Origin of the sequence: Anoxybacillus sp. LAT27 (assembly GCF_022030075.1) — a bacterium.
GTDB classification, from domain to species: Bacteria; Bacillota; Bacilli; order Bacillales; family Anoxybacillaceae; genus Anoxybacillus; species Anoxybacillus kestanbolensis.
Window position 1 is genome coordinate 1 of sequence record NZ_JAIWYK010000284.1, and the last position, 234, is coordinate 234.

1 pseudogene is annotated in these 234 nt (G+C 29.5%); it reads right to left on the reverse strand.

Annotation, left to right across the window (positions count from 1 at the left end):
* Window positions 1–65: 65 nt before the first annotated feature.
* Window positions 66–234: pseudogene (locus tag LD028_RS09475) on the reverse strand (histidine kinase); the annotation flags it as partial.

The following is a 234-nucleotide window of genomic DNA, read 5'->3' on the forward strand; positions in this document are numbered from 1 at the left end:
TCGGGTTCATGTCTCCTTTTTTGTTTAGTTGTCAATTTATGTCAGTGAATTTGCTCATCTACAGTAGGAAAATACAAAGAGTGAGCGGGATATACATTTGTTAACACTAATTTATGATTTTCACATAACGATAAGCTGATTCGTTCCACTGGAAAAATTGTTTTCAATTTATCTATACTATTTTTTAACATTTCATCCATTGACATATCAATATTAAAACTTTTGGTAATATCG